Source organism: Staphylococcus hyicus, assembly GCF_000816085.1.
GTDB classification, from domain to species: Bacteria; Bacillota; Bacilli; order Staphylococcales; family Staphylococcaceae; genus Staphylococcus; species Staphylococcus hyicus.
In genome coordinates this window covers 1,090,969-1,113,180 of record NZ_CP008747.1, presented here as the reverse complement: position 1 = coordinate 1,113,180, position 22,212 = coordinate 1,090,969, and the positions used below count along the sequence as shown (strand labels likewise).

The 22,212-nt window shown below is 30.6% G+C and carries 30 protein-coding genes; 1 reads left to right on the top strand and 29 read right to left on the bottom strand.

Annotated features, from left to right (window positions below; all coding sequences use genetic code 11):
- Positions 1-5 precede the first annotated feature (5 nt).
- The 15 genes from SHYC_RS05255 to SHYC_RS05190 form a co-directional block, all read right to left on the bottom strand.
- Positions 6-719, bottom strand: a complete 714-nt coding sequence (locus SHYC_RS05255) for a pyrophosphohydrolase domain-containing protein (RefSeq protein WP_052257821.1) — start codon at positions 717-719, stop codon at positions 6-8.
- 13 nt (positions 720-732) lie between these two features.
- Positions 733-966 carry a hypothetical protein gene (locus tag SHYC_RS05250; protein ID WP_039645076.1) on the bottom strand — a complete coding sequence of 78 codons (234 nt, stop codon included), beginning with the start codon at positions 964-966 and terminating at the stop codon, positions 733-735.
- A gap of 17 nt (positions 967-983) precedes the next feature.
- Entirely contained in the window at positions 984-1,226 is a 243-nt protein-coding gene (locus SHYC_RS05245) for a thioredoxin family protein (protein WP_039645074.1), read from the bottom strand.
- A gap of 2 nt (positions 1,227-1,228) precedes the next feature.
- Positions 1,229-1,873: an AAA family ATPase gene (locus SHYC_RS05240; RefSeq protein WP_039645071.1), complete on the bottom strand. Its 645-nt coding sequence runs from the start codon at positions 1,871-1,873 to the stop codon at positions 1,229-1,231.
- 29 nt (positions 1,874-1,902) lie between these two features.
- Positions 1,903-2,919, bottom strand: coding sequence for a class 1b ribonucleoside-diphosphate reductase subunit beta (nrdF, locus tag SHYC_RS05235; RefSeq protein ID WP_086375159.1), 1,017 nt, complete (start codon positions 2,917-2,919; stop codon positions 1,903-1,905).
- Complete coding sequence (locus SHYC_RS05230; protein WP_039645067.1) at positions 2,916-6,161, bottom strand: ribonucleotide reductase N-terminal alpha domain-containing protein; 3,246 nt, start codon at positions 6,159-6,161, stop codon at positions 2,916-2,918. The genes nrdF and SHYC_RS05230 overlap by 4 nt, the downstream gene beginning before the upstream one ends.
- 11 nt (positions 6,162-6,172) lie before the next feature.
- Positions 6,173-6,577, bottom strand: coding sequence for a class Ib ribonucleoside-diphosphate reductase assembly flavoprotein NrdI (nrdI, locus tag SHYC_RS05225; protein ID WP_052257820.1), 405 nt, complete (start codon positions 6,575-6,577; stop codon positions 6,173-6,175).
- Positions 6,558-6,719 carry a hypothetical protein gene (locus tag SHYC_RS12365; RefSeq protein WP_167706484.1) on the bottom strand — a complete coding sequence of 54 codons (162 nt, stop codon included), beginning with the start codon at positions 6,717-6,719 and terminating at the stop codon, positions 6,558-6,560. The genes nrdI and SHYC_RS12365 overlap by 20 nt, the downstream gene beginning before the upstream one ends.
- A 44-nt stretch (positions 6,720-6,763) precedes the next feature.
- A complete protein-coding gene (locus SHYC_RS05220) occupies positions 6,764-7,462 on the bottom strand; it encodes a hypothetical protein (protein ID WP_039645066.1) in 699 nt (232 codons plus the stop codon).
- Between the two features lie 11 nt (positions 7,463-7,473).
- On the bottom strand, positions 7,474-7,983 hold the full coding sequence (locus SHYC_RS05215) for a siphovirus Gp157 family protein (protein WP_039645064.1): 510 nt from the start codon (positions 7,981-7,983) through the stop codon (positions 7,474-7,476).
- Positions 7,984-8,069: 86 nt separating this feature from the next.
- Entirely contained in the window at positions 8,070-8,675 is a 606-nt protein-coding gene (locus SHYC_RS05210) for a PQ-loop domain-containing transporter (RefSeq protein WP_039645062.1), read from the bottom strand.
- Complete coding sequence (locus tag SHYC_RS05205; protein ID WP_039645060.1) at positions 8,675-9,445, bottom strand: prohibitin family protein; 771 nt, start codon at positions 9,443-9,445, stop codon at positions 8,675-8,677. The genes SHYC_RS05210 and SHYC_RS05205 overlap by 1 nt, the downstream gene beginning before the upstream one ends.
- Positions 9,445-9,756 carry a hypothetical protein gene (locus SHYC_RS05200; protein WP_039645058.1) on the bottom strand — a complete coding sequence of 104 codons (312 nt, stop codon included), beginning with the start codon at positions 9,754-9,756 and terminating at the stop codon, positions 9,445-9,447. The genes SHYC_RS05205 and SHYC_RS05200 overlap by 1 nt, the downstream gene beginning before the upstream one ends.
- A 23-nt stretch (positions 9,757-9,779) precedes the next feature.
- On the bottom strand, positions 9,780-10,061 hold the full coding sequence (locus SHYC_RS05195; RefSeq protein WP_039645056.1) for a hypothetical protein: 282 nt from the start codon (positions 10,059-10,061) through the stop codon (positions 9,780-9,782).
- A 33-nt stretch (positions 10,062-10,094) separates the two neighbouring features.
- Positions 10,095-11,003: a DNA cytosine methyltransferase gene (locus SHYC_RS05190; protein WP_082021533.1), complete on the bottom strand. Its 909-nt coding sequence runs from the start codon at positions 11,001-11,003 to the stop codon at positions 10,095-10,097.
- A 13-nt stretch (positions 11,004-11,016) separates the two neighbouring features.
- Here SHYC_RS05190 and SHYC_RS05185 point away from each other — a divergent pair, with 13 nt between their 5' ends.
- The gene (locus SHYC_RS05185; protein WP_039645052.1) at positions 11,017-11,217 is read left to right on the top strand and encodes a DNA cytosine methyltransferase; all 201 of its coding nucleotides are present in this window, start codon (positions 11,017-11,019) and stop codon (positions 11,215-11,217) included.
- A 33-nt stretch (positions 11,218-11,250) separates the two neighbouring features.
- Here the strand turns inward: SHYC_RS05185 and SHYC_RS05180 are convergent, their stop codons facing one another.
- The 14 genes from SHYC_RS05180 to SHYC_RS05120 all read right to left on the bottom strand — a co-directional run bounded on the left by SHYC_RS05180 (position 11,251) and on the right by SHYC_RS05120 (position 22,004).
- Positions 11,251-11,832: a nucleoside 2-deoxyribosyltransferase gene (locus SHYC_RS05180; RefSeq protein ID WP_231912807.1), complete on the bottom strand. Its 582-nt coding sequence runs from the start codon at positions 11,830-11,832 to the stop codon at positions 11,251-11,253.
- A 92-nt stretch (positions 11,833-11,924) separates the two neighbouring features.
- Complete coding sequence (locus SHYC_RS05175) at positions 11,925-12,689, bottom strand: hypothetical protein (RefSeq protein WP_039645047.1); 765 nt, start codon at positions 12,687-12,689, stop codon at positions 11,925-11,927.
- 49 nt (positions 12,690-12,738) lie between these two features.
- Positions 12,739-13,002 carry a hypothetical protein gene (locus SHYC_RS05170; RefSeq protein WP_039645045.1) on the bottom strand — a complete coding sequence of 88 codons (264 nt, stop codon included), beginning with the start codon at positions 13,000-13,002 and terminating at the stop codon, positions 12,739-12,741.
- A gap of 41 nt (positions 13,003-13,043) precedes the next feature.
- On the bottom strand, positions 13,044-13,343 hold the full coding sequence (locus SHYC_RS05165) for a hypothetical protein (RefSeq protein ID WP_158484648.1): 300 nt from the start codon (positions 13,341-13,343) through the stop codon (positions 13,044-13,046).
- A 16-nt stretch (positions 13,344-13,359) separates the two neighbouring features.
- The gene (locus SHYC_RS05160) at positions 13,360-13,656 is read right to left on the bottom strand and encodes a hypothetical protein (protein WP_039645041.1); all 297 of its coding nucleotides are present in this window, start codon (positions 13,654-13,656) and stop codon (positions 13,360-13,362) included.
- Positions 13,657-13,671: 15 nt separating this feature from the next.
- Complete coding sequence (locus SHYC_RS05155; RefSeq protein WP_039645039.1) at positions 13,672-13,917, bottom strand: hypothetical protein; 246 nt, start codon at positions 13,915-13,917, stop codon at positions 13,672-13,674.
- 9 nt (positions 13,918-13,926) lie between these two features.
- Positions 13,927-14,079 carry a hypothetical protein gene (locus SHYC_RS12330; protein WP_162474603.1) on the bottom strand — a complete coding sequence of 51 codons (153 nt, stop codon included), beginning with the start codon at positions 14,077-14,079 and terminating at the stop codon, positions 13,927-13,929.
- Complete coding sequence (locus SHYC_RS05150; RefSeq protein WP_052257819.1) at positions 14,054-14,470, bottom strand: thermonuclease family protein; 417 nt, start codon at positions 14,468-14,470, stop codon at positions 14,054-14,056. Before SHYC_RS05150 ends, SHYC_RS12330 begins: the two co-directional genes overlap by 26 nt.
- 48 nt (positions 14,471-14,518) lie before the next feature.
- Positions 14,519-15,004, bottom strand: coding sequence for a hypothetical protein (locus tag SHYC_RS05145; protein ID WP_039645037.1), 486 nt, complete (start codon positions 15,002-15,004; stop codon positions 14,519-14,521).
- A 90-nt stretch (positions 15,005-15,094) separates the two neighbouring features.
- Positions 15,095-16,390, bottom strand: coding sequence for an ATP-dependent DNA ligase (locus tag SHYC_RS05140; RefSeq protein WP_231912806.1), 1,296 nt, complete (start codon positions 16,388-16,390; stop codon positions 15,095-15,097).
- Positions 16,368-16,700 carry a hypothetical protein gene (locus SHYC_RS05135; RefSeq protein ID WP_039645034.1) on the bottom strand — a complete coding sequence of 111 codons (333 nt, stop codon included), beginning with the start codon at positions 16,698-16,700 and terminating at the stop codon, positions 16,368-16,370. Before SHYC_RS05135 ends, SHYC_RS05140 begins: the two co-directional genes overlap by 23 nt.
- Positions 16,701-16,787: 87 nt before the next feature.
- Positions 16,788-17,168: a hypothetical protein gene (locus SHYC_RS05130; RefSeq protein ID WP_039645032.1), complete on the bottom strand. Its 381-nt coding sequence runs from the start codon at positions 17,166-17,168 to the stop codon at positions 16,788-16,790.
- A 73-nt stretch (positions 17,169-17,241) separates the two neighbouring features.
- Positions 17,242-21,189 (bottom strand): PHP domain-containing protein, encoded by a 3,948-nt coding sequence (locus SHYC_RS12015; protein WP_039645030.1) that lies wholly within the window; start codon positions 21,187-21,189, stop codon positions 17,242-17,244.
- A gap of 23 nt (positions 21,190-21,212) precedes the next feature.
- Positions 21,213-22,004 carry a metallophosphoesterase family protein gene (locus tag SHYC_RS05120; RefSeq protein WP_327083179.1) on the bottom strand — a complete coding sequence of 264 codons (792 nt, stop codon included), beginning with the start codon at positions 22,002-22,004 and terminating at the stop codon, positions 21,213-21,215.
- Positions 22,005-22,212: the final 208 nt, after the last annotated feature.

Below are 22,212 nucleotides of genomic sequence, written 5' to 3'. Positions count from 1 at the left end.
GTTTGTTATCCTTTCGACTTTTCAATTTGTGTTTCAATTTCACGTTTGATTAATGGTTCTGGTTGATATTTCTCTGCCCACCCTTTGGGTTTAAGAATCTTATTAGTAACAGGATCTAAAATAGGCTTGCCGTTTTCATCTAGTTTCTTCATATTTGCATTATGGATAATTTCAAAAACAGGTTTAGGGTTAACACCTGTTTCAACAATTGAACCGTAGTTAATATAGTTAATGTCATTCAAGGCATCTGTTTGGTGTAATAGAATTTCAGCTTCAGGAAATTCTCCCTTTTCAAAACATTTATATGCGGCCTTATGAATAGATTGGATTAAGTCATTAATTAATTTTGTAGTTTCTTGCGCATTGCCCGATACAGAAGCCCATAAAAATTCTACTAACTCTTCTATTAGATAATCCGAGCGTTCTTTTGCTCTATCTTTTGAAATTGGTGTTGGTTGGTTTGCAACTGGATGACCGAAAGCTTTGTGAAACTCCATTACATCAAAATATGGTGTATATGTATTTTTAGTTTTTGGTTTATAGTGTTTTAATCTGAAATGAGGCACCTTATTTAATTTAGTTGTTCTTGTACCTTTCTCCTTATCTTGTGAGACAATAATTTCTACTAGATGATATGCTCCTTCACGACCAACTACTTTTCCTGTTTCTTTTGTATCAATGTCAATAACAAAGCTTCCATTTTTGAATACTGTAAACATAAACTGTCTCCTTTTATTTGTAATATTTATATAGTTCTAAGATAAGTGATTGTAATTTTCTTTTAGTTTTAAATGCATACCATAAGTTAGGTATGCTAAAAGGGAGTTTCTTTAGCTCCCTGATAGCACGAAAGATATTATTTTCTAAGATGATAAATGCAGTTCGATCTAGTTCTTGGTTATCTTCTAGGTATTGGTATGCAATAAAAATCCCCTGTACAAATAGTTGTAATTCATCCTTTTTCATTGCACGCTCTCCTTGGATTACTGATTTAATTCTTCATCGACTAATTGCATTACTGCGCCCTGGCCTACTACAGTTTTGACTGCTACACCATCAATTAACTTAACCATTGTAGGTGTTGACATTACTAAATGCTCTGATGCTAAATCTGGATTTTCAATAACATCAATATAATCAAACTCAAATCCTAGTGTTGGTAAAATACCTTTAACTGTCTTACATGGCATACATGTTGGTGAACCGAATAATAAAAATTTTGTCATACTTAATTACCTCTTACTTTCTCTAATTGTTTATTTTTAATATGGTTAATAATGCTTTCAATTCGTTCAGAAAGCTCTTCCTCGTTAATATGCGTTGTTGTAACAATGTAATCTTCTTTAAAAGAATCGATATGTTTTTCAGTTTCATGATTTAAATCTTTATCACTGAAATTGTCATTTAATGTCTTCATTCGCTTAAGTCTAACTACATCATCACAATCAACTCTAATAATGTAGAAGTCATTATCTTTACAGAACTCATACTCATTGGGTTGTCTTAAATCTGTGATGATATTTATAAGATGACCACCGTAATATACAGTTCCGTAATAACCATTAAATTTATTAATTTCCTCAGCTAAATGATTAATCCATATATTAGGATTACGTTCCCGAAGGGTTTGTCCAAGCCATTGAAATAGTTCTCGTGGCTTGTTACCTTCATTGAATTCATCAGGGTAAAGTTTTCTTGCATATGTTTTAAGAGCATCACCGAAAGCATAATGTTTAACTGCTACATCATGAGCATCGAATAGCTCAAAAATTTTCTTTGCTACTGTATCTTTTCCACTTCTCATTTTTCCTGTAAGAGCAATATTGATTTGAAAATTGTTAACTTTTGTAATAACTGGATATGTATTTTTCATATTTATCTCTTTTCTTGTTATATTTTATCTTACTTAATGAATTGAGATAACTTTAGTATTTCACTAAAGTCTTCCGTTTCTAAAGGCCTAATAACTGCTTTTGTATAGCTTGTTTGCTTTTGACTAAAGAAATCAGAGTTCTTAGTCTTAGTGTCTAAACCATTTAATACAATAGAGCTAAATTGACATTCGTCTTCATCAAAATATGTATCCAACCCTAGATTCATTAGCGCCTTATTAGCGTTGTACCTTACAAATGCTTTAACATCTGCAGACAATCCTATTTTATTATATATAGAGTCTGTATATTCACATTCATTCTCATATAATCTTTCAAGCAAATCTTTAGCAAATCCATTTAATTTTTCACGTTGTGTATCATCTAATTTATACTTATAAATTTCTTGAAAAAGCAAACCGATATAAACACCATGAATGGATTCATCTCTTAGGATCAAATTAATCATATCCCCAGATTGCATTAACTTCCCTTGTCCATATAGGTATAGTGGATAGTAAAAACCTGAGTAGAATAAAAATGATTCTAAGTATACTGATGTAATTAATGCTTGGCATAATTTATATTCATCAACATCAACTGTAGGCGGCGTATCAATAGCTCGATAATAATTACTTACAGTATTAGCTTTGAATTGAAGCTGTGGATTTAGTTTAACCCATTTAAAAATATCTTCACGTTGAGCTTTAGTGGCCAAAGTTTGAAAGATTTCACTATAACTCGCTGCATGAATACCTTCCATAGCACCCATAAAGGATAATAAAGCCTTACGTTGTGATTGAGGAAAAGCTTTCATAATGTAATGCATTCCCTCTTCAGTTTGCTCCGTGTCAAGTAATGTTAAGCCGCCAAGAACCTTCATATAAACGTCTTTTTCATCGTCACTAAGCCTTTCCCACGAAGGCAAATCTAATGGAATACTTAACTCTTCTGGTACCCAAAACTGTCTCTTGTTTTGATCGTAAAAGGTTTTAGTAAAATTATCGACTGGACTATTCCAATCTACTGCTTCATATGTATGTTTTATACCTGACATGATAAACATTCCTCCATTTGTGTTCTTTTAGTTCGCATATAATACATTGTTTTAATGCCTTTGCTATATGCATATAAATGAAGTTTGTTAATATCACGTGTTGTATCTGTATCTTTCATAAAGTATGTAAAACTGATTCCTTGATCGACATGTTTCTGAATTGTAGCTACCATATCAGCGATGCTTCGTTGGTCAAAATCATAAGCTTCTTTATAGAAGAACCAATTCTCTGCACTCAAATTAGGAGCTGGAAAATATACTTTTGATTTACCTTGTGGTCGCTCTTCTATACGCTCTACAACAGGTAAAATACTAGCTGTAGAATTTTGAATGTAAGAAATAGAACCTGTAGGTGCTACAGCCGTTATATATGAGTTATATAAGCCATATTTTTGAATATCATCGGATAATTTCTTCCAATCCTCTTGAGTTGGGATATGATGTCCCTCAAATAAAACAGCAATTTTATCGCTAATTTTTGGTGGCTTTTGTTCAAAATAGTCCTTCAATTGCTCTCCAGAAGCATATTTTGATCCTTCAAACCCGTAATATTTCTCTCCTGTTTCTTTTGCGATATCCATAGAACGCTTTAGTCCATAATATTTAACCATTCTAAAGAAAGTATCAGCAAATTCTAAACCTTCTTTTGAATCATATTTAATTTTGTTCTGAGCTAAATAACCATGTAAGTTCATTGCACCAAGGCCAATTGAATGTGATATTTCATTTGCTTTTTTAATAGTAGGAGCATTTGCAATATTACTAATTCTTGATACTTCATTTAAAGCATCTATTGATAATGCTATTGTTTTACCGAAGTCCTCTGATTTCATGGCATTTACGATATTTAATGAGCCTAAGTTACATGAAATGTCTAGACCTAACTTATCTTCTAAACCGTAATCAGTGTGTTCTGATACCTGGCTATATTGTAAAATTTCCGAACAGTTACCAGTAACGATCCCATTAAAGATTAATGAATGATAATCTTCTTGTGTCGTATCATACACGTCTTCTTTTCCAATATACTCAATACTTTCAATTGTAGCTGTAAATCCATGTTTAGGAGTTCGGCTATTAGGCTGGAGTATAGAATTAAACGCTAGAACTTTTTTTACATCTTTCTCTTTTAATTCAATACTTTCAAGAAATTTATCTCTTGATTTTCTATCCTGAACGCTTAATTTATAAATATTGCTTACTTTATATTCTTTTAGATTTCTATTTGAATCTGGAAGCAAAGAATAGGTTCTTTCTGTTTTATAAATAGATGAGTAAATCCCTAAGTTTAATAATTGCATTTGAATATCTTTCAAAAATTCTTTTGAAATTGAAACTAGTTCATATGACATAGCTTTACTTTTAGCATTAGCATTCACAGTACCATCCATTTGATATAAGCCTGAAAGATAAGAAGAAATAGTTTGTTTATTAGCTTGCTTTAGTATGTATGGAAAACTGATTTTATTTTCTTTATTGAAACCATGCTTATTTAATACATCTCTTAATACTGAGCTACTTAATTCTAAACGATTCATTTTTTCATTATAAACAAACTTTGGCTCACGTGTAGCTGAGTGATGCAAGTCAATTTCTTTATTGTGATACCTGTCTATTACATTATGTATCATCTTTTCTAATTTATCTTTTAAAGACTTCTTACTATCATATAGATAAATTTTTGGAGTTCCTCTATCTGCAAAAGTGCCATCTCCTGCGATAATTCCCATAATGAAAGCAAGCTCGGGATCGTGAAAACTACCAAATTTACCTTCACCAGATTGAATAAGTAGCCTATCCCCAACTGATAATTCATTTAGTTGTACTTTTGAAACTGATTTATCATCATTTTGCTTATAATATTTATGCCATTCAGTAGATTTAATTGAATAACCTTGCTTGGTTTTAATCTCAAAAACATCTGCTTTTCTAGAAGTAAGTTGCATTGGAATTGCATTGACAACTTCAGTGCCTTTTTCTCTAATATCATAATTTTTAGTACGCTTATCAATAACAACTTTTAATTTATTTTGCTTATCGTATAGCTCTTTAGCTGAGAAGTATCCATTATCAGTTAGCAATTCAGTATCTCCAGTAACACACAAGTTAGAAAATTTAACTTTAGATACATTATTATTCGCATGAACACGATTTACGTTGTCGCTAAACATCAAGTATGGATAACCACTTTCAAATAATGTTGACCCGATATATGACATCAACTGTCGAGGATTGAATTGTTTCTTTTTAATTGCGGGATTATCTACTAATTCATCGTACATTTTTGTAATATCCATCTCATCAAAATGGGTACCATACACTTGCTTAACATTATGAGGGTAAAACAAGTATCCCATTTTATCTTTTGCTGCTAATTCAATAAATTTATCAGGAATTACCACTCCTAAAGATAGTGTCTTACATCTAATATCTTCGTCTCCCGAAATACGTTTTGTATCTAAAAAGTCATAAATATCAGCATGAAAAGCGTTAAGATATACGCTGAATGCCCCTTGGCGAGAGCCTAATTGATTAATCCATCGAGCCGATTGGTCTAATGATTTCATGAAAGGCACAACACCAGATGCTACACCTTCAATGTTTTGAATTGATTCACCTTTAGCACGAATCTTTGATAGATTAAGAGAAACACCGCCGCCTAATTTACTAAGCTGTTTTGCATATCCTTCAACAGCATTTAAGTCGTTTAAGCTATCGTCTACTTCCAATAAGAAACATGAAACATAATTACCTCCACGTTTCTTTAACAAGTTCATAAAAGTAGGTGTTGCAGGCTGATATTCTTGATTGATAAGTAATTTTGCATAATCAAATGCTTTCTCAATATCACCATCACCTAACACGATTGCGTTAGCTACAATACGATCCTCGTAACGTTCTAAAATTCTTTTTCCATCATTAGTACGTAATGCGTATCTCTCATAAAACATTTGTGCTGCCATAAAAGATTCAAATCTAAACTTTTTATTGTATACATATTTGTATAGCTTTTTTAGATCCTTATACGAATACTTTTCAATAGGTTCTTTCTCGTAATAATCATTCTCTACTAGGTAATCTAATTTCTCTTTTAATGTGTGAAAAAATACAGTATTCAAATTAATGTTGTTCAAGAAGTAATCTTTAGTTGCTTCTTTATCTTTTTCAAGCTTAAATTGACCTGTAATATTATCTCTTTGTAACATCTGATTATTCAGTTCAATATAATTCATCGGTACCTCCACTATATATTTGTACTTTCATAATAATCTCTAATATAAGAAATTAATTTATCAACATCATTTTGTGTTCCATACATTTCAAATTTTCCAATTAAATCGACGTTATATTTATTTGAAATCTTATCTCCAGAAACAGCAAAGTTACTTCCCCAATTTCGATTTCCTGCAGACATAACTGCTATCATATTCTTATGATTATTTTGTAGGAATAAATTCACTTCTTCTGGAACCTCTCCTATATTGTATGTAGGTGTCACTAAAATATAAGGATTATCAATAATAGTATTTTTATTGATATTAATTATGTTGAACCCACTTAATTTATTAATAAACTTCTCTGTCTTTCCTGAGAATGAGTAATAAGCTATAATCATATCTTTATTCTTGTTATATTTTATCTTTCTCATAATAATTAAAACTCATTTCTTCTAGGTAGTCTTCATAGTTAGTGATTTCTTGGTCATAATTTTGTCCTTCATCATTTGTCTCAAGGTAATCAAAAGTTGCATTTGCATAAAGTAATTCAAGGTTTTGTTCTTGGTTGTACATTAGATACTCTCCTGTAAATTAATTATTGTCTATATTTTTCATGTCTAAATGTCTAAAATTTCTACTTTTAAAGTATTTTTGTGCAAATCAGCATAGTCAAGCAAGTATTTTAAATCAACGCCATCAACTTTAAAGCCATCGGCGTCAAATTTACCTTGTAGCGATTTCTTGAACATGCCTTCAACCATTGGTTTAATTTTATCTACATCAAGTCTTAATTGTTCGTCTAAAGTTATGAATGAGCTATATTTAGTGGATTTAACTTTGTCTGTAAGTTGAATCACTATTCTTCCATCTATAGCGTCTAGCTCTGCTTGAACAGATAATACCATCTCTTTAAAATCAGTGATTACATCATTTAAAAGATTTTCATCACCTTTTTTAATACTCTCTTGAATATCTGCTAACACACTGTATGCTGTAATAGAAGCTATATTAGTAGCTTTAATTAAAGAGTCAATATTTTTCTTCAAAACATTGTATTCCAACTTTACAGGTTGATTATACGTATTTATGTTTACTCTTCTAAAGATGTTCGACCTTAAGTCAGGCGCATCTAGTCGTATTAAATACTCTTGATCACTAATACCTGTAGCTTGAATATCATATTCTCCCCAATCTTCAGCATGTAACTTTTCATATAACTCTCCTAATGGTGACTTGTCTTGTAATGTAGTCAGAAACCAACTTATAGCTGATTCCTCATTATCAAACCTTAAACCTTCTTGAGTATATAAAGCCATGAATTTTCCTCCTATTTAATTGTAATTGATTGATTAGTTTCTAAATGAGCATAATCAATTTTAGATGCCTCTTCTTCACTAAGATTTTTAAAATACTTTTTAAAGCCTTCTTTATCGACTGTTTTATTAACTTTAACTTTCAAAAACTTATCAGGTAACTTCTCTTCGTTTGTAATTATCATTCTCTTAGTTTCACGTTTTGATACAGTGATAGTTGGGGTTTCGACTTTCTTTTTATCAAGCAAATTCATATGAATTAATAAGTAGTCTATAAGGTTATCAATATTTTTTTGTTTCTTGTATTTTAATTCTTTGATTCGTTTTTCATGAATCTTGATAATTTCTAAGTCATCTTTCAACTTTTGAATAAGCTTTCCAGTATTAGCAATCTTTTCTTCCGATCCATCCTGAATAGCATCTAACGTATCTTTCACATCCTCATATTTAATTTCATCATCATCAATCATGTTTAGTACATTTTGATATGATGCTGAGTAATCGTAAAGTTTCATTTCTGACATAAATACCTCTCCTATTGAAGATTGACATCAGTTCATTTGATTACTATAAACATAATAATACTTAAACAAACTAATGTCAACACTTATTATATTTTATCTTTCTTGCTGTAATAAATTGTTAAAGCAAAACATGCTAGTAGTAGGATAACATTAATTATTTCAGTAATAATGATGAGCATACTTGCATTAGTTAGATACATCGTAATTGTTAATAAAGTTATTCCTGCGGCAAACAAAATAAATAAGCTAGGGTTAACACCTTCAGATGACTTAACTTTAACAAAATGCTTAATCTGAAAAATGTATGCCATTATAATCCATATTGAAGCAAATATTTGTGATATATAAACATCGTTATAAAACACTAATACATATACCAAAATTACGTAAGTTAGAGGGAGCAAATACATTAATATACTTCTTTCTCGGTTATGTAAATAATTGAACCATAATGCAAAACAAAGTGCTATAAACGTATTAATAAATTGCCCCATGTAAACATACCAGGGTGCTTCTCCCGTTTCTAGTAAATTAAATAAGCTAGTAAGAGTGGATGCACCTACATAAAACCAAAATAATAATGATACACCATTACTTACTGTTGTTTTAAACGTCGTAATAATTTGTGGAATATACGCAATGGCAAAAATTATTACCACTGCTACATTTAAATAATTAACTATTTCATTCATTATTTTCCACCTACAATTACTCCAGAACCACCAATTTCAATTGGTTGTTCACCTTTCCATTTATCAATTTTTTTCTTCTCAATTAATTGAGATGTTAATGAATCATTTAAAATTTTATTTGCTCTAGCTTCACCTTCTGCCTCAATTTTACGCTTTTCTGCATTGGCTTCAGCAATCTTTTTATCTGTTTTAGCTCTCTCTAACTCTTGGTTAGCTTTTACACGTTCATCAATTGCGGCTTGAGTTGAACGATCTGCTTCAGGGCTTGAAATAGCGATATCTTCAATAATAAATCCTTCTTTACCTAATCTTTGTTGCAAAGTCTCAATTGTATCCTTTTTAATATCTCCAGCCTTAACACCAAAAGTCTCAATTACAGAGTATCCAGCAACTGATTGACGCAATCCATCTTGAACTCGTGTACGTAAGTATCCGTCTTCTAGTTGCTCAATATCCGCATTTCCAAACTTATTAAAAATTGATACCACTTTCGTAGGATCAACGTGATAATTGACACTAATATTCATTGTTAAGTTTTTACCGTCAGATGTAGCTACGTTTAATTTTTTATATTCTTTTGTCTGAGTACGAATTGGATAGTCTGTTGTTTTAGTCAATGGAGATACAAAATGCCACCCAGCATTTAAGGTGTCTTCTTTTACTCCTTTAGTGCTATACATAACAGCGACATTACCTTGTGGAACTTTTTCTACGCATAAAAATGCTAAAATTGTAATTAATAAAGAAACAATAATTGATATAACCTTCATTATATATTTTCCTCTTCTCTAATAGATTTAATTAATTTATTAACTTCTTTCAACTCATGCTTTAGCTCGTTGACTTCAGCATATTTTCCAATAGTATGCTGTCTTTGTTCTATTTCTTTCTTTAGTAGCCCTTTTTGAACTTCTAAATTTAACAGCTCCATATCAGTTTCCCAACGTTTCTCTTGAAGTTTTTTTCTAAGTTCAAACTTTTTATATTTATGTTTAAGTTGTTCACTAAAGCGACTAATAAATAAATTTACAAGAAATACGAATACAGGTAGCAGCAAGAATAAAAATAATAATAATTTCATCTTTATCACGCCCTCTTATGTTATCAGTCCCATAAAATGAGCATATAACCAAATTTGAATTCAATCTTGAAATAACGTTCTAAATAATAGATACTGATTAATTTAAAATCATCCTCATTGCCTCTGATTTGTATACTAAATTTACCTTCTTTTGCGGCTTCTTGAATTTTACGGTTGATATTTTTAATATCATTAGTGTACTTATCTTCAATACATTTCTTTGTGTATTTATTCATATTAGTAGCTGTAAACTCATTTTCTGGAATAATAAAATTACTTCCAGATACGGGAATATTTTTATTCATAAAAACCCTCCATTTTACATATTATATTTTATCTTAATATAGTGTTTTTAAAACTTTGTCAATAAAGCTTTCTAATACCTTAACATTAATAGAATTTCCAGCTTGTTTATATAATTGAGCATCTGTTAATGATAAGTTTCCATTTTTATATGTATCTGCTAGCGCTTTACGTGCTATATAAAATTGCTCATCATTGAACCCTTGAAGTCTCCAATATTCAAGAGGTGTTAAACTTCTAATAGGTACATTATTTTGCAGTAAAAACCGTATATCTTTGGCATTAGACATTTTAGAGTAATCCTCATGCTGATAAAGTAGGAAATTATTAGTTCTAGCAGCCCTACCGCTTTTGGCTACTAAACAACCAGCTAAATCTGTATGCCTCAAAATTGTCATGCGTCCACAAAAATTGGGATTACCGTATGCCAGTGTTTCTGCAATATTTTTAGGCAATATGTATTTTGGGTCTACAATAGTTTCCATATAGTCCGATATGCATTTTTGATAGCTTTTCACAATATTTGGAAACTCAAACTGTCCTTTAATCGTGCTTACTACAAACACCCTTGGTCTACTTTGCGCCTCTCCAATATCCCTGGGAGATATCACCTTATACGTAGATTTATAACCAATATCTTCTAACTCTTTTATGTATGTATCAAAATTATGTTTATGTTTCTTATTCAGTACTCCTTTAACATTTTCCCAGATTACAATCTTAGGTCTACATTCATTTACAATCCTAACTGTTTCCCACATAAGAGAGGATTTTGTCCCACTGTCTTTATCCCCACCTTCTTGTTTGCCTACCGTGCTGAACGATTGACATGGAGATCCATGGAAAAGTAAATCAATATCTTTGAACATAGTCCCGTCAACATCTCTTACATCCAATAAATTTTTACTTTTATCATGACAATGATATAAATACTTAGGATTCAAGGAGAGAGCTTATTTGAAAAAAGTTAAAATGTTAAGTTTATTTTCTGGTATAGGGGCACCAGAAACAGCAATTAAGAATTTAGGATATGACTTAGAAGTCTTGAATTACTGTGAGATAGATAAGTATGCCTCAACCTCATATCAAGCTATACATAATGAGGATAAAAGTAAAATTTATTCGTTTTTATCAAGCAATACTTACTACAAGTTATAATCAACTTCATCTCATGATGATTATTAAGATTAACTAATTTCCAAAATCTTCTAGCCTATTTAAAGTTTCTTCCCAGCTAATAAAACCTTCTCCATTAGTTAGTTCTAATACCATTCCATAAACAAACTGGTTAGTACTATATTCCGCTCTGTCAGGATCGTTATAAGGCTTGCCGTGCCCCTGTCTAATATCTGAGCAATAACAGAGTACTGGCTTATCGAGAATAGCTTTATGATATTCAACTTCATCCATTAAATTATAATACGAATCTGTAAGGTTACCTTCGAAATCAAATGCAACTGTATCAGCACTATCTTCTAGCTGTTTAATAGTTTCTTTAGCATGTTGTTTCATTCCCAGAACAATACCTAGCTCTGCAATAGTGCCCAAACCCTCATTCAATACATCGAACACATAGATATCTGATTGCTCAATCGCTTTAAAATCATTCTTTAAAATTCTTTCAGCCAATCCCTCTTGAACGGCATTTGACTTATCATTAATTGATTTATCTTGATGTGGCGAATAAGGAGCTACTCCTTTAATTTCTGATACTTGCTTATGTTGCTTCTCTCTGTAATCAACCATGGCTTCATTTAAAATATGTCCAGCCATGTATACTATTTTCTTATCATTGCACATGTTATATTTTATCCTTTCTATTATCAAAAACTTATGTATAATCTAATGTGAATTCTATTTAAGAGCTAACCAACCCATTGAGACGTTTCTTTATAATCACTTATCTCAAAATAAACTCTTGATATATTTCTATATTCTCCTATGTATTTAGGCTTCAATGTCTTTTTATTACGTAATCCTAGAAGCATTACCTTCTCTATAAGCTTTTCAAGATTAAATTCATCTAAGCTTTTTATGTCGTATCTTTTCGAAACATAATCTAATCTGTTCCAACGCTTATGCCCTATCTCACCAAATGTTATGTATAGTCCCTTTTTAGCCATTTTAATAGCTAAATCAAAACAGTCGTATGCACTACCAAATGGATCTAAATCAATAAAATCATACTTATGACCTTCTGAATAAAGCTTGCATATTAACTTATGCGCATCCATGTTGTAATCTGCATCGATAGTCTTGTCTTTATCATTTGTTGTTACTTTAAAATCGTTATATGTATTCTTCCAATAAGAATTAACTCCGCAAAATAGGTCTAATACTCTTGCATTTTTAGGTAATTCACTCGCTACCTTAGAGTTCATTCCATATTTTTCTTCCAAGTGATGTTCATTATATGTATTTGTTTCAGTTCTCTTCTTAAGCCTTTTTAACTTAATTGAAATTGAAACTTCTGTTCTATTTAAAGCTTTTGCAATCTCACTAACAGAATGGCCTTTTAGCTTCTTCTCCACAATCCATTCCTCTTCTTCTTTAGTCCATTTTCTAGGAGCCGATTTAGTAAATTCTGTCTTAACACCTTGCTCCTCTAAGTTCCCATCATAGACCAGCAAAATTTATCACACCCTCATAATTAATCAATTATTGATAACTAATTTATTATTAGTACTTACGTTTTAACTTTAATTCTAAGTTCTCTAACTGCATTTTAAGGCGCTCATTTTCTTCTTCTAACTCCATACTTTTAATCCCATCCATAGCAGCACTATTAAAATCCATAATATCTAGTCCATCTTTAACAAAATATTCAATATCATTTGCAAGTGTTTCAACTTCTTCATAACTAGCATTTTGAACCATTTTTCTTAGTTCGATTGAAATGTCTTTTAAATTCTGAGGTCTTGTGTAGGTATATTCAATTGTCATATGTATCTTCCTTTATGTTATATTTTGTCTTAATATGTATTTTAATAACCTCTCCAGGTTAGTTGATTGTATTCTATATCTCCGTTTTTTCTTTTAAGGAAGCCGAATCTTAGAAAATCATGAATACAAACTTCAAACACAGTTGTATCATATTCTTTATTGTAGTACATCTTCTCAACTTCAATATCTGAAGGTTTAATCACACTTAATTTCTTCATCAACATTTTTAATTCTGATTCTGGTAATTCCCATTTATCTTTGGGTAATTTTGCAAATAATTTACCTTCTTCGTTGATCTCGCAAATAAACTTTTTAATATCCATGTACTCATGAAACGGCACAGCTCTTCTCTCCAAATTAATTACCTCTCAATTCATCTAGACTTTTCTCATGAGAATTTACTTTATCTAATAAGTAATTTATTTCTTCTTCAAGTTTCTCTTTATCAGTTGTCAATTGTGCTATTATCTCCTCTGAAGCAATACGAGACTGAACAAGTTCTGTAATGACGATAGCCGTTTCTTCTGAAGTTACCTCTTTTTTTGATACTTTATGTTTAGTATCATTCATAATAATATCGATTATATTAAAAGTATCTTTATCGTTGGTTAACTCGATAACAAAACTAGGTAATTTAATTGATTTGTTTTCCATTTGTCCATCCTCCTATTATTTGTAGGCGCTAAATGTTAAACCTTGTGTATTCAATATTTCATTAACTGATTGAACGTCATATTCGTCAACAGTACGCTCTTTTGTTAATAAAAGGCTTTTAGATAGTTCTTTACCATCACTAATTACAGTGACTGTCATATATGTATATTCATCTTCACTTCTTGAAAAATTCATAAATCCAATTTCGTAATTATCTTTATTTAAAATGTATGTTTTATCGTATCTAATTTCTTTAATCATGTTTATCACCTATAATTTTTGAAGTAATTCATCTGATTTAATACCAATGTATTCTAATACTTCATCCATTCCCTCACCTGATAGCAACGCTTCTTCACACTTATCAATAAATATAGTTAATTGTGTTGCAATATCTCTATGTAGTATGTAAAAGTTCTTCATCTTTTGTTGTTGATAATCCATCGCTTTTATTCTCCTTATTCCATTTAGAATTTTCTTTAAGTAAACCATGCGCACGTAACTCATCATTAAGACACTTAATTTTTCCATCGTCATCATAATAGATATTAGCTAGATATCTGCCAAACGTATCAGACTTATAGGTTTGAATATATACTTCTAAACCAAATATCTTATCTATCACAAATTGCTTAGCTTCATTATAAAGAGTTTGTCCACGCTCAGGGGTGTCTGTATTTAGTAATCTGAGTCTACGCTTAGCTGTGATATCAAAACCAAAATTTAAATTAACATCTACTGTATCTCCGTCAACTACATTGATACATTTTCCTTTAAAAATATACAAACTTTCTTTCAAACCATTAATATCCATGTTATATTTTATCTTCCTTTACGTTAGCAACTAGGGGACATCCCCTAGCTACTGTGAATTATCTTTTATAAATTTGTAAATAATCGTTGATCCTTCTTTACTATTATCGGTTACAGTTTTATCCATTATCATAACGTTAGCAATACTATCATCATAATCTATTTCAAAGTTTAAATAGATTAGATATTTTTCAGTGTCAATTGTAGCTTGTTTATCATATCCTTCAGGGGCTGCACCTGCTCTTAATTTATAAGAGAACTCTTCAACTTTTTCATCTCTTACTATTCTTAATTTATTTTCATCAATTTCAAAATCATCGATTTCAAATGGGTCTTGATCCATATATTTAGTACCACCGTCATTAAGCCATTTCCCCTTTACATGAGATCTAGCTTCATTAGCTTCAGCTTCAAAGTCAGGTGTTGAAAAGTGTCTATCATAAGTCAAATAGCCCATTATTCCTACACAGATAACAATTAATGCGATTAAAGCTATTTTTAAATCTTTAGGTGTATTTCTGTTTAATCTCTTCACTCTACCGTCTTCCTTTAACTGTATATTAATTACACGTTAATTATACATTAAGAGATTTTTTAATACAATGTTATGTTATACTTTATTTTTCTAATGATAAGAAATTTCTTCTTTATCATCTCTTATTTGTTTAAAAGTAGGAAATCTTAAACTCTGATTACCATTTTGGTCTTTAGATAATTCAAAATAGCCGATTTCAGCAATTTTACCTTGTACCATATGTGGATTATCCCAGTACAATTTTCTAAGCTTATCAGTAAAACCAGAGCCTACTTTAACTGTTCCATTTTTGTATTCGCAAATCAAGCTGCCTAACTTATTACCACGCCTGTGTTCCTCTAGACCAATTACTTTTAAATCCATTGTGCAAAACGTTTTATATTTAAGGAGTGACTTTGTACGTTTAGTTTCGTATAATGCATTGATATCATCTAACATAGTTCCCTCATAACCGTTTAATTCTACATCTTTTTGAATTTCATTTATACATTGAATGTCATCACCAATATATAAGATTTCAACAGGTTTTATTAGCTCGTTATTAATAATATCACATAAGTATTCTAACCCTTCTCTTCTCTCAATGAATGTAACTTTAGATTTTCCATTCATAAACTCTTCCAATGGCATTTGGTCAAATAGAATATATTCTATATTAGTTTTATCACCTTTAGTGCGTAAAACTTGCGATGTTTTAGAAAATAGTTCATCACTTTTGTGATTGTTTTCAGGATCCTTTAGAAGTAATTCACCGTCTAACATAATTGGAACTTTCATCATCTTGTACAAACTTATTAAGATTTGTTCAATTTCAACTAAGCCTTTATATTCTTTTCCGCTTCTACCACGCAAAGTTACGCCACTTTCATCAATTAAAGCTATACAACGATGACCATCTAATTTTACAGACTGCGCATAGATAGTATTCGGTTTAAGTTCACCTTCGAATTTACTACCTTTCCGAACATCAAACTTGAATATAAACCCTTTACCAAAAACCTTATTAACTGTAACCTTACTAATACCAATTGGATAGTCTTTTATTATAATGCCTTTGATCATTGCAGCTATTTCATCACCATATTCTTTTTTAAATTGAGAAATAACCCCTTTTGTATATGCTATATCTTTATCTTTTCCAGAATTATTTATCTTTAGGTATTCATATAAATCTAATAAATTAGCATTTTCTACGCTAATTAAATTAATTGGCTTACTAATCTTTCCTTTAGATAACCCAGTGACGATTAAATCATCAAACAGAAATTTTAATGTTTCTTGTAATAACTTATTATCTTTATGTGCCCTTAAAATATTCTCTTTACCTATTTTACTATTGGTATTTTTAATCTCTTGTAAAATACTATAAAGATTCTTTATCTCCATTTTCTCTCTCCTCTAGGTGTATCTTTAAATTATATGCATCGATTTCTAACTGAGGAATCAAAGCGTGTAATCTAGATGATTTATAATTATAAAATTCTAATTCTTCTTCTAATTCTTTATCATATGTATCTTCTAAACTGACTTTTAGGTTGTCAATAGTGAAATCAACCATGTCTAAATAAGGTTTTAATTCATCGATGAAATAATTGATAAGCTTTAAATCATCTTCATCCATTATATCCATACTAGTTACTTTAAAATCATCTACCAGGCTTTGAGTTTCCTTTACTTCGTTATGTTCCTTTGACATATAATTCATATCCCTTCTTATTGTATTGCTTATATATACCACAATATATCAGGGATAAACATGTTATAATTTATCTTTCTTGTGAATTTAATTAGCTGTCCCTTCAAGTATTGCGATAGCTTCTTTACTGAAATTATCATACCAACTATTGCGATTCATAAATTTTTGAATTCTTCTTTGACGTCTATTTTTCAACTTATTAAGTAATTTATAACCACCTAATTCATTGAAAGATTCCTGAGTCTCATATTTTCTTTGCTTCCATGCTCTTCGTTGTTGTAAAACTAATTGCATTTCTTTCGCTAATTTCCATCCTTCATATGCATTAATATTACGTGTTTCTAAATCATGATAAAGTTCACTTAGAAGAGAATCAAATTCTCCTATTTTATTATTGCAAAGCTTAATATCATCACTTAGTTCTTGTAAATATTGTTCTGTAGTATTAACCACTGAAACTCCTCTCATCTTATCTCTCCTTTTCAATATTATTTAACTGCAATACATATTATAATTTATCTTTCTTGAAGTGTCAATCATTTTATAACAATTCTCTATCTAATTTATAAGTAATTTCTCCATTATCCCCCACATAATCTATTAGTTTAGTAGTAGTAGACGTATTGGAATCAGCATACTTTTTAGCTACAAACTGATTTCCTCTTCTAAACCCTGAAATAATTAATAAGTTACCTTTAGAAAACCAACTTTTTTCAATTACTTTACCATCTCTTTTGATAGTTTTATCATAAGCAGAAAAGTTACCTTGGTATTTAACAGGTACTACAGAACCATCACTAGTTAAAATTGTAACAATATGTTTGTTGGGATCTTTAGCAATTACTACGCCTGCAATATTTAGTATTTGATATTTAGGCATCTCTCTACCTTTAAATTTAAACTTATCAACCACTATTGGATTCTCAGGTAGTTTACAATAGCTACTAATGTTATACGTCTCTTTGTTAACATCTGCCAACTCATGATCATGGTAGTAAAATGACAATGTTTCCATTTCCCATTTAGAATATGAGCCTAAAGCATATTTAATCCATTGATCATTTAACAGATAACTATGGGCAATTTTGAGAGGCTCTTCTGTTTTAAGCCATTCTTTTAGGTCACCTATTTGTTTATCAAAGAATTTTTTAAACTCTTTTTCATCTACCTCATAATAATTATTATGTACTTCGACAATTCCTACATCTCCACATAACTTATTATATAATTCCATATTATCAACTCGAAATATTTTATGCTTCGACTTACTATTACCTGTTTGAACTTTTCTAAGTACATTTTTATTAAAAGATTCACGTAGCATAATTAAATCTCTTTCTTTTCGATCCTTTAAAATATCAGCTTCGATTAACAATTTTATATTTTGCATAGTAAGTTTATCTGGTAGTTTAGTTATATGTCGGATTACGTCCATCATAGCACTTTTACGTGATTTACTAATATTATCCAACATACCAGACTTAACCATAGCAATCAGATGCGTGTTAGTTATTAGATTAGTATCATAAAGTTTGGTTAAAACATCTTCAACTGAATTATAAGGTCTATTAGCAATGATATCTGCGACTATCTTAGAATTTAATGATTTTACTGGTTTGAGCCCATAGATAATTGCATTATTTTCAACATCTGGTGTAAATGCTAAATCTGATTTATTAATGTCAGGTAGTTTTACCTCTACCCCATATGATTTAATCTTTCCAATACCGTTTGCAATCTTTGCGTAGTCAATATCTTTACTATCTTCTGAAATTGAATCACTATCAACATTTAAGCATGCTGTTTGCCAATAAATACGTGGAAAGCTTCGATTAAGTTCTAAATTTTGAATACCGATAATAGAATAAGCTGTAACATGCAGTTGTGAAAAACTATAGCTCATCTGCATTTTAAATTGAACTTCCCAAACGTAATCAAGCAATTCTTTGCGTGTTCCTTGCTCAAAACCTCTACGATAAAAGAGTGATTTTATTTCGTCTAAAGCCGCTCCTTTTGGTTTTGCAATGACTTTTCTGAGCTTATTTTGCTCTAAAATGTCGAAATTAGAGATTTTTGGATCAGCTGAGAGTGCCATCGACACCTCTTGTGTGATGTTTAAACCAAAATCATGTAGTAAATGCTTCTCCATAACTTTAATTTCGTCACTGTTTAAGCCCCAATTTTTCATTTCGTCATACCATAATTGAATATTTTCTTTATGTCTTATATATTTATCGATTGGCTGTTCACCATCTTCAGATTGTAACCGCATGAGTGAGTTGGCAGCACAAAATTCTTCAAATGAATTTGGACTAACTTTAATTACACTATTGCGACCAATCTCTGTTGAAAATTGGAATAAATCAGATATGTCGCCTTTAGATGCCATATCAAAGTATTCTTTATTCTCTAAATCTAGATTTTTAGGATGTAATAAATCTCTGAAGTTCTCACGCAACGACTTGCTATCATCTATTAACCCATCTTTTGCAAGTAAATCTAAGGTTTCTCTAATCCTCGATAAGTTCTCGACACTTAACAAATCAAATTTAACTCCTCCTGTATACTCAGAGTCTGATAAATTAAACTGTGTAACATGTGCAGAACCTTTACTAGCTGTCATAATTGCATTATTTTTAAAAGCTTCATCATTAAATATGATTACACCGCCAGCATGAATGCCTCGTCTAGTGGTTAATCCTTCAAGTCTTGTTGCAACTTCAATTAATTTAGGATGCTTTTCCATCTCTCTTCTAAATTGAGTGTCAGGTTTTCTCCCCTTTTCTTCATTACCATACAAGGTATCATTAATACTCCATTGACTACCTCGCTCAGTTTTAATAAATGAGCCTAAGTATTGTCCTTCTGTATCAGGAATACCTAATCCACGACAAGCCATTTTTATAGCTGATTTAGCACCTTCAGTTCCATATGTACAGACATTAAGAACTCTATCCTCACCGTAGTGGTTCTTTAAAGCATGTATAATCTGCTGACGTTTACTACCTTCACAATCGACATCGATATCAGGTATACTTGATGCTGCATCAGCGCCTACTTGCACTCGTTCGCTTGATAAATGACGAGTGTGTGGCATATTGTAATAATCTAAGGGATTAATTTGAGTAATACCTAACAAGTAATTAATCAGAAATCCAGCTCCAGAACCTCGTCCAGAACCAACTAAACTTTGCCCTCCACATTCGTCATCTTGCCACATGATGTTAACAATTTCACGACACGTTAGATAATATGAAGTCATTGTTTGGTTAATCTTTTTACCAACACCGATAATCTCTTTCAATTCTTGGTTAATTCTATCAAGTATCTTATGGAATTCCTTACTTGAGATTCCATCATAATGCAACTCATTAAAGTAACCTTCCTCTATTAAATACAGTAAATATCTGTCATCTTCATATTCCGACTCTGCTAAATACTTAATGTATGTATATTTATCATAAGCTGGCCTAAATATATGCCTGATTTGAAATTCAGGGATAGTAGATTTTGGAATTACGGGATCCAATTGTAAGTCATATTCTTCTACTAAGTCATAAATAGCACATGTATTCAATAATGCTTCTTGTACTACTTCTCCCCCTAAATAATCCATTTGTTTTTCCATCTCTTGTTTAGAGTGCATATAACAATAATAATAGAATTCATCAACTTCACGAAACCCACTAGATTCTTTAGAATTCAAGAAAATCTTATGTATTTCTCTATCTCCTGGTCGTGCATAATGGGTGTCATTTGCTAAAACACATTTTAACCCAAACTCCTTAGAGAATTTAACAAGCCATTTATTACAATATTTTTGCACTTCAGACAAGGCTGGTTGTAGTTCTAAGAAAAAGTTGTCTTTCCCAAAAGTCTCAATACACCAAGTAATTTCCTTCCGAGACTTATCAATCAGATTATCCCTACCAGATAAATTGCCTTCATTTTCCGCTTCCATAGCTCTAATTAAAGGAATATTAACGTTAGATCCTACACAAGCAGATGTTGCTATCAATGTATCTTTATATTCATTACTATGTACTACTTGTCTTAAAAATTCTTTAGTAGTTGGTGTGCGTTCCATCAAACCTGTAAAGAATGAATTTTTCCAAGCCTGTGATGATAACTTACTTAAAGCTTCAAAACCTTTTCTATTTTTGGCCATAAGTATAAAATGAGGAAATTTAGTAACTCCACTTTGATAGTTATCCCTTACTTCCTCTAAACTATCTACCAGATAAATTTCATTTCCGAAGATTAATTTGTCTAAGGTTTTTAGCTTTCCCTTGTTCTTAAGGTTATTTAAATCCTTAAGAATTTGTACCGAGCTTGCAATAGATTCGTGTTCAGTAATAGCAAGTGCACTATAGCCTAACATGTCAGCAGTTAATAATAATTCCTCTGTTCGTGTAATAGCATCAATCAATCTAAAATTGGAGAAATCTGAGTGATTATGTAATGCACATAATTTCAATTTATCATTCATTTTATCACCTATATTGTTATATTTTATCTTACTTTAAAATTAAAAGTTTTGATTTTTGAATTTAAGTTTTCTGTTGGATAACCTAGCGCATTACTAATATGCTTAGAATTTGCTACTTCATAACACACATCACTTTCATGAACATGACCGAAAATATTAATAGGAGCTATATGCCTCTCAACTATACACATATAAGAACCTATAGACCCATCGTTTAAATGTTTATTATGACTATAAGTTCTAACCAATGGATAATGAGAAATAAATATATTAGGTCTAAAATCACTTATAACAGTGTTATAAGCATTAATATCTTTATCATTATATAGTTTTGGCTCATGAGAAATATATTTCTTATCATTCATAAAGCCATTGTAAAAACTTATCTCCTCTTCACCTATAGGTAGGCTCGTCATAGTGCAACCTGCAAATCTTACTCCACCATATTTCTCAGTCACGTTACCTGTGAAACTACTAAAGAATGTCACATTGTTTAATTGGCTAAGTAAGTTATTTAATTCGAATACTCTACTTAAGCTATCATTTCTGTATTTAGAACGTTGACTTCTAGTAATTAAGTAGTAATCGTGGTTTCCATTTACAAAAAACACCTTTTTAAAATGATTGCTAAATTCTTCAATAACCCAATAAGTTACATAGTTATAATGTGATATGTCACCAGCAATTATTAAAACATTTTTATCGATGATATAACTATTTTCAATAAGACGATTGATAAAAGCTTTAACAGATTTCTTATGTTTTTCATAGCTTTTGTTATTCATAACCCAGTGATCGATATGTAAGTCATTTATATACGAAATATTAATCTTAGTAACCCCCTCTTGATAAAATATTTATTTTATTGATAGTTCTGCGCTTTTTAAAACATCTAATTTACCATAATCCCATGTAGATTAGCTCCTTTCAACCAGATTTTATATCTGTAATACTTATTATATTTTATCTTACTTGGTATCGTCAAGTATCTTCTTAAATTTTTATTATTTTAATAGTAGTTGG

Coding starts and splice junctions, on each gene's coding strand:
- SHYC_RS05135 (WP_039645034.1), bottom strand. CDS start 16,700: ATGTCAAAGGAACATAACGAAGTAAAGGAAACTCAAAGCCTGGTAGAT.
- SHYC_RS05195 (WP_039645056.1), bottom strand. CDS start 10,061: ATGAATAAAAATATTCCCGTATCTGGAAGTAATTTTATTATTCCAGAA.
- SHYC_RS05140 (WP_231912806.1), bottom strand. CDS start 16,390: ATGGAGATAAAGAATCTTTATAGTATTTTACAAGAGATTAAAAATACC.
- SHYC_RS05250 (WP_039645076.1), bottom strand. CDS start 966: ATGAAAAAGGATGAATTACAACTATTTGTACAGGGGATTTTTATTGCA.
- SHYC_RS05155 (WP_039645039.1), bottom strand. CDS start 13,917: ATGATTAAAGAAATTAGATACGATAAAACATACATTTTAAATAAAGAT.
- SHYC_RS05160 (WP_039645041.1), bottom strand. CDS start 13,656: ATGGAAAACAAATCAATTAAATTACCTAGTTTTGTTATCGAGTTAACC.
- SHYC_RS12365 (WP_167706484.1), bottom strand. CDS start 6,719: ATGTACAACCAAGAACAAAACCTTGAATTACTTTATGCAAATGCAACT.
- SHYC_RS05215 (WP_039645064.1), bottom strand. CDS start 7,983: ATGTCAGAAATGAAACTTTACGATTACTCAGCATCATATCAAAATGTA.
- SHYC_RS05130 (WP_039645032.1), bottom strand. CDS start 17,168: ATGAGAGGAGTTTCAGTGGTTAATACTACAGAACAATATTTACAAGAA.
- SHYC_RS05245 (WP_039645074.1), bottom strand. CDS start 1,226: ATGACAAAATTTTTATTATTCGGTTCACCAACATGTATGCCATGTAAG.
- SHYC_RS05255 (WP_052257821.1), bottom strand. CDS start 719: ATGTTTACAGTATTCAAAAATGGAAGCTTTGTTATTGACATTGATACA.
- SHYC_RS05230 (WP_039645067.1), bottom strand. CDS start 6,161: ATGAATTATATTGAACTGAATAATCAGATGTTACAAAGAGATAATATT.
- SHYC_RS12330 (WP_162474603.1), bottom strand. CDS start 14,079: ATGAAGAACTTTTACATACTACATAGAGATATTGCAACACAATTAACT.
- SHYC_RS05150 (WP_052257819.1), bottom strand. CDS start 14,470: ATGGATATTAATGGTTTGAAAGAAAGTTTGTATATTTTTAAAGGAAAA.
- SHYC_RS05240 (WP_039645071.1), bottom strand. CDS start 1,873: ATGAAAAATACATATCCAGTTATTACAAAAGTTAACAATTTTCAAATC.
- SHYC_RS05170 (WP_039645045.1), bottom strand. CDS start 13,002: ATGACAATTGAATATACCTACACAAGACCTCAGAATTTAAAAGACATT.
- SHYC_RS05210 (WP_039645062.1), bottom strand. CDS start 8,675: ATGAATGAAATAGTTAATTATTTAAATGTAGCAGTGGTAATAATTTTT.
- SHYC_RS05180 (WP_231912807.1), bottom strand. CDS start 11,832: ATGGCTGGACATATTTTAAATGAAGCCATGGTTGATTACAGAGAGAAG.
- SHYC_RS12015 (WP_039645030.1), bottom strand. CDS start 21,189: ATGAATGATAAATTGAAATTATGTGCATTACATAATCACTCAGATTTC.
- nrdI (WP_052257820.1), bottom strand. CDS start 6,577: ATGAGAAAGATAAAATATAACAAGAATAAAGATATGATTATAGCTTAT.
- SHYC_RS05220 (WP_039645066.1), bottom strand. CDS start 7,462: ATGGCTTTATATACTCAAGAAGGTTTAAGGTTTGATAATGAGGAATCA.
- SHYC_RS05200 (WP_039645058.1), bottom strand. CDS start 9,756: ATGAAATTATTATTATTTTTATTCTTGCTGCTACCTGTATTCGTATTT.
- SHYC_RS05205 (WP_039645060.1), bottom strand. CDS start 9,445: ATGAAGGTTATATCAATTATTGTTTCTTTATTAATTACAATTTTAGCA.